The sequence below is a fragment of the Acinetobacter sp. DSM 11652 genome (assembly GCF_900109815.1).
Taxonomy (GTDB): domain Bacteria; phylum Pseudomonadota; class Gammaproteobacteria; order Pseudomonadales; family Moraxellaceae; genus Acinetobacter.
In genome coordinates this window covers 1-4505 of the sequence record NZ_FOBK01000025.1, presented here as the reverse complement: position 1 = coordinate 4505, position 4505 = coordinate 1, and the positions used below count along the sequence as shown (strand labels likewise).

The 4505-nt window shown below is 32.5% G+C and carries 7 protein-coding genes; 4 read left to right on the top strand and 3 right to left on the bottom strand.

The window, feature by feature from the left end:
- Positions 1-111 precede the first annotated feature (111 nt).
- Positions 112-1029, top strand: a complete 918-nt coding sequence (repM, locus tag BMW42_RS14475; protein ID WP_092768964.1) for a replication initiation protein RepM — start codon at positions 112-114, stop codon at positions 1027-1029.
- A gap of 67 nt (positions 1030-1096) precedes the next feature.
- On the top strand, positions 1097-1627 hold the full coding sequence (locus BMW42_RS14470; RefSeq protein ID WP_092768961.1) for a plasmid replication DNA-binding protein: 531 nt from the start codon (positions 1097-1099) through the stop codon (positions 1625-1627).
- A 179-nt stretch (positions 1628-1806) separates the two neighbouring features.
- Here BMW42_RS14470 and BMW42_RS14465 read toward each other — a convergent pair whose 3' ends face one another.
- Positions 1807-2307: a hypothetical protein gene (locus tag BMW42_RS14465; RefSeq protein ID WP_228143143.1), complete on the bottom strand. Its 501-nt coding sequence runs from the start codon at positions 2305-2307 to the stop codon at positions 1807-1809.
- 343 nt (positions 2308-2650) lie between these two features.
- Between BMW42_RS14465 and BMW42_RS14460 the strand changes: the two genes are divergently transcribed.
- Together BMW42_RS14460 and BMW42_RS14455 are read left to right on the top strand one after the other, a co-directional pair.
- Positions 2651-2953, top strand: a complete 303-nt coding sequence (locus BMW42_RS14460) for a type II toxin-antitoxin system RelE/ParE family toxin (protein WP_092768955.1) — start codon at positions 2651-2653, stop codon at positions 2951-2953.
- Positions 2954-3235, top strand: a complete 282-nt coding sequence (locus BMW42_RS14455) for an addiction module antidote protein (protein WP_092768952.1) — start codon at positions 2954-2956, stop codon at positions 3233-3235.
- A gap of 127 nt (positions 3236-3362) precedes the next feature.
- Here BMW42_RS14455 and BMW42_RS14450 read toward each other — a convergent pair whose 3' ends face one another.
- Positions 3363-3788 carry a MerR family transcriptional regulator gene (locus tag BMW42_RS14450; protein WP_086435911.1) on the bottom strand — a complete coding sequence of 142 codons (426 nt, stop codon included), beginning with the start codon at positions 3786-3788 and terminating at the stop codon, positions 3363-3365.
- A 20-nt stretch (positions 3789-3808) separates the two neighbouring features.
- A complete protein-coding gene (locus tag BMW42_RS14900) occupies positions 3809-4309 on the bottom strand; it encodes an SRPBCC domain-containing protein (RefSeq protein ID WP_228143142.1) in 501 nt (166 codons plus the stop codon).
- Positions 4310-4505: the final 196 nt, after the last annotated feature.

The following is a 4505-nucleotide window of genomic DNA, read 5'->3' as shown; positions in this document are numbered from 1 at the left end:
ACCTATATCACTACGTTTATCGACCTATATCACTACGTTTATCGACCATTCCACTACATTATCATTTGGTGTAGTATTACTACATCATCGGTTGGTGTAGTAATAAAAATAATGAAAGACCTTGTTGTTAAAGATAATGCTCTAATAAATGCAAGTTATAATCTTGATCTAGTTGAGCAACGTTTAGTTCTTCTTGCAATCATTCAAGCTAGGGAAACAGGCAAAGGAATTAATGCAAACGATGCATTAACTATCCATGCATCAAGCTATATAGAAAACTTCAATGTAGAAAAACACACAGCTTATGGCGTGCTGAAAGAAGCTTGTAAAGTTCTGTTTGATCGTCGTTTTACATACCAATCGATGACAACTAAAGGGAATATTAAGACAACTCATAGTCGCTGGGTTAGTGAAATTAGTTATGTCGATAATGAGGCAACTGTAAGCCTAATCTTTTCTCCAGCTGTGGTTCCTTTAATCACACGCTTAGAAGAAAGATTTACAACCTATGAGTTAAAACAAGTTAGTCAATTGACAAGCCGTTATGCAACTCGTTTATATGAATTGCTCATTGCTTGGCGCAATACTGGTAAAACTCCTATCTTCCAAATTGACACTTTTAGACAACAATTAGGAGTAGCGGAGGATGAATATACTCGTTCAGATAACTTCAAAAGACGAGTCTTGGAAATAGCAATTTCACAGATTAATACTTTCACTGATATCACGGTGAAACTGGAACAGCATAAAACAGGACGTTCTATTTCTGGATACAGCTTTACCTTTAAGACCAAAGCTCGTCCTAAAGATATTCAGAATAATACTGAGAAGAACTCACCTATCAGAATTTCAGCAAAACAGATTGAATGGTTCTCAAATAAACTTGCTCATGATCCAGCTTTTGCATCTAAATATAGTGAAATCGGTGAAAGCTACGAAGATTTTAGTAAACGCATTTCAGAACACTTAACAATTCCATCCAAATTAAAAGAATATGCTCCTTATTTAAAACAACTAGGATTCAAATAATGAAGTGAATTGACACTGTCAATTGAATAGTCAATTATTAACATGACTTGATAACAACTTTACAGCCATGAAAAAGCTATCAGTATCAGAACTTGCAAAACTATATGGATATTCAAGACAGGCTATATATGCCCATATTAATAAAGGAAATTTATCTAAAGGTTCAGATGGTTTAATTGACTTTACAGAAGCTTTACGAGTCTTTGGCGAACCCCAAAATAAAGAGCAGCCTGTCAACGAAAGTAAATCAATTGATAGTCAAAAATTAACAGAAATTGACATGCTTAAACGTCAAGTTGACATGCTTGAACGTCAACTAAATCAGTCACTTTTACGAGAAAACCAATCTTTAGAAAGGGAAACATTTTATCAAGAACAAATAGAAGCTATGCAACGCTTATTGGAAGCACCTAAAGCCCCCAAAATAGAAGATCCAAAGCCTGTTGCATCACCTCCAGAGACTGCAGAAGTAGAAACGTCTGCTGAAGTTGAGAGTGAAATCCCACTACCAAGTAAGCGAATTCCTGTTCCTGAACATGTTGAACCTGAGCCTAAAAAGCGTGGCTTCCTGAGCCGATTCTTCCTGCCGAATGGTTAAATAGAACTACACAAAATTGTGAAACCATCATCAAAAAATAGGCGTGGAACGTGAAGAATCAATAAAAAGCCGCTCCAGTGCGCTGAACCCTGGAACGGCTTTAGTTAAGACATTGATGCTTATAGGAAAAATTCAAGCATTTCGCATAAGGTGTATTATGTTAATTTTAGAATTTCTTATCAAAAGTCAAAAGCTGAAAAGAAAATCATATAAAAAATAAAAATTAAACCTACAAGAACCATAACTATTTTAGCTCCATTTTTCTTTGGCTCTTGATAGGTAAGCTTTTCTATAATTATTGGTTTTTCTATAATTTGGAGTTCTTGCCAAGCTTTCAACTCTTGAGAGCTTACATACCAATCAGGTCCATTTCTTTGAGAAAATTTAGAGTTATTATAAGGCGGATTAGAATCCCTAATTTCGGATAACAATAAGTCAATAAACCTAAATCCTTCTTCTTTAAACCTTTCTATTTCTTCTTTATTTAATTCTATATCAAAAAAATGCTCCCCATGGGTATTTACCATTATTCCGGCTTCTAATAGATATTCACCATTTTTTTCAGCAAAACAATAATCTCTATCCATACATAATATTTTAGGTTGGTTGGATTCATCAGTAGTAATCACTTGGCATAAATATAAAAATCGAAGACAAGCCAGATATTCTGATGCCTTCATACTTTCTATAACTGTTCCATTATTAAGAGTTAAGACATGCCAAACCTTATCAATTAACTTAATACACCAGCTCTTCGAATTCTTTTTAAAACATAACTCGTTGTCATGCCTTTTGAGGAATTTTGCTTTGTTAGGTGGGAATAATGTGTGAATGTTACTCACGTTCAAAGACATATAATACCGAGTTCCATTTTTATATTTACCAATGTAGCAGATCTTAAATTAACTCTTTCCTAAATTTTCACCCATTTAACATAATGGCTGTTATTCGAAATTCTGTTGTAACCCCATACATTCGAGTTTATTTCTTGCATAAATGTATCCTACAGGATACATTCTTCTTATGTACTCAATATATACCACTGAAGTCTTTGATGACTGGTTTAGCAAGTTAAAAGACCAGCAGGCAAAAAGACGTATACAAGTCCGAATTGATAGGGTTGAAGATGGAAACTTTGGAGATACTGAACCAGTCGGTGAAGGTGTCTCTGAATTACGTTTCTTCTTTGGACCTGGCTACAGGATCTATTACTGTAAGCAAGGGCAAAGGGTTGTTATTCTTTTAGCAGGCGGAGACAAGTCTACGCAAAGTAAAGATATAAAACTTGCCCTACAATTAGCACAAGATTTAGAGGAGGAGCTGTAAATGGCTATCAAACTTCGTAAATGGGACAGTGCTGAACACCTTAAAACAGAAGAAGATATGCAAGCTTACCTACAAGCCTGTATCGATGAATCTAATGGTGATGCAGCATTTATTGCAAAAGCTTTAGGTAATATCGCTAAAGCTAAAGGGATGGCTCAATTATCAAAAGACACTGGTTTAGGTCGAGAAAGTCTTTATAAAGCCCTTTCTGGCGATGTAAATCCAAGCTTTGATACTGTTATTAAAGTCGTAAAAGCATTGAATTTACGATTAGCAATTTAAAAAAACTAATAAAAAAGGGAGCTTTAAGCTCCCTTTTTCAACTTCGTATAACGTGTATTATGTTAATTTTAGAGAAATTTTACAGTATCTACTAAATTAGTAGCTAATCAGTCCGATGTCGAGGCAGTTATCGCTCTATATTTCTTGTAAGACTATATAAGTTTTCAATCATATTTTGAATTGCTTCCTGATTTTCAATAAAAGAATTATCTTTAATATATTTTTTTATATCAAGAAGAGTGTTTTTTCCATATTTTAATAACTGAATTTGTTGATTAATCATGTCTATCTTTTTATCAATGAGGTTATTAGAAATAATATTACATGTTTCAGAAGGAGGTTTTGTCTCAAGTTCAATTACTTGTTTTATCTCTTCTAAACTGAATCCAATACTTTTCAAACAGATGATTAGCTTAACTTTTTGTTCATGTATGTATTGGTAACTCCGATATCCATTTGCTAATCGATCAGGAACAAGTAATTTACGTTTTTCATAAAAACGTAAAGTATCCAATGAAAGACCATGTTTTAAAGAGAATTTACGAATATTCATTAATTTGCTTCTTCATTTGTCTAATGATTTTCAACATATTTTTTAAAAGATGTATTCATTTTATCGAAATTTAATCGAGTAGGCTGAATAACAAAATAATTTAGCAGAGGTACAAGTAACCCATTAAATTCTTCAGAATGAATTAATTCTGTGGTATTTGCATCAATTTTAGTAAAAACAAACTTATGTCGACCATTAAATAGTCCATTTATATATATTTTTCCTTCCCACTCTAAATGATATTGATCGATTTTTTTTATCTCAGGTTTCATCTGGAATTGTACATTTCTTTCTTCATCATATAAATCTATATTAATTTGTTGACCTGCATATGTAGGGAACTTATCAATACCAAATAAAGTATTCCATTTTGAATATGACTGGGTATCTGTAAACAATTTCCAAACATGATCTACATTTTGATTTATAACAATTTTTGTTTCAATTTTTTCATGTCTAAATATAAAAAGAACAAATAAAATTGAAAAAAATACAATACTAGATGATAGAGCTATTTTCATTAGGTTACATCGTGATTCATAAATAGGACAATGATTCTAAGGTTGGAGCCTACTCTAATCTCAAGAGAAATCTTAAACTTTATCAAAAGCTATTTTTCTAATATTTAACATAAAATCTCTTATACGAAATCCAAATTCAAGACATAAAAAAGCCCAACATCCTGTTGGGCTTTTTTACGTATTTGATGCGTTGGTA

Coding starts and splice junctions, on each gene's coding strand:
- BMW42_RS14455 (WP_092768952.1), top strand. CDS start 2,954: ATGGCTATCAAACTTCGTAAATGGGACAGTGCTGAACACCTTAAAACA.
- BMW42_RS14460 (WP_092768955.1), top strand. CDS start 2,651: ATGTACTCAATATATACCACTGAAGTCTTTGATGACTGGTTTAGCAAG.
- BMW42_RS14465 (WP_228143143.1), bottom strand. CDS start 2,307: ATGAAGGCATCAGAATATCTGGCTTGTCTTCGATTTTTATATTTATGC.
- BMW42_RS14450 (WP_086435911.1), bottom strand. CDS start 3,788: ATGAATATTCGTAAATTCTCTTTAAAACATGGTCTTTCATTGGATACT.
- BMW42_RS14900 (WP_228143142.1), bottom strand. CDS start 4,309: ATGAAAATAGCTCTATCATCTAGTATTGTATTTTTTTCAATTTTATTT.
- repM (WP_092768964.1), top strand. CDS start 112: ATGAAAGACCTTGTTGTTAAAGATAATGCTCTAATAAATGCAAGTTAT.
- BMW42_RS14470 (WP_092768961.1), top strand. CDS start 1,097: ATGAAAAAGCTATCAGTATCAGAACTTGCAAAACTATATGGATATTCA.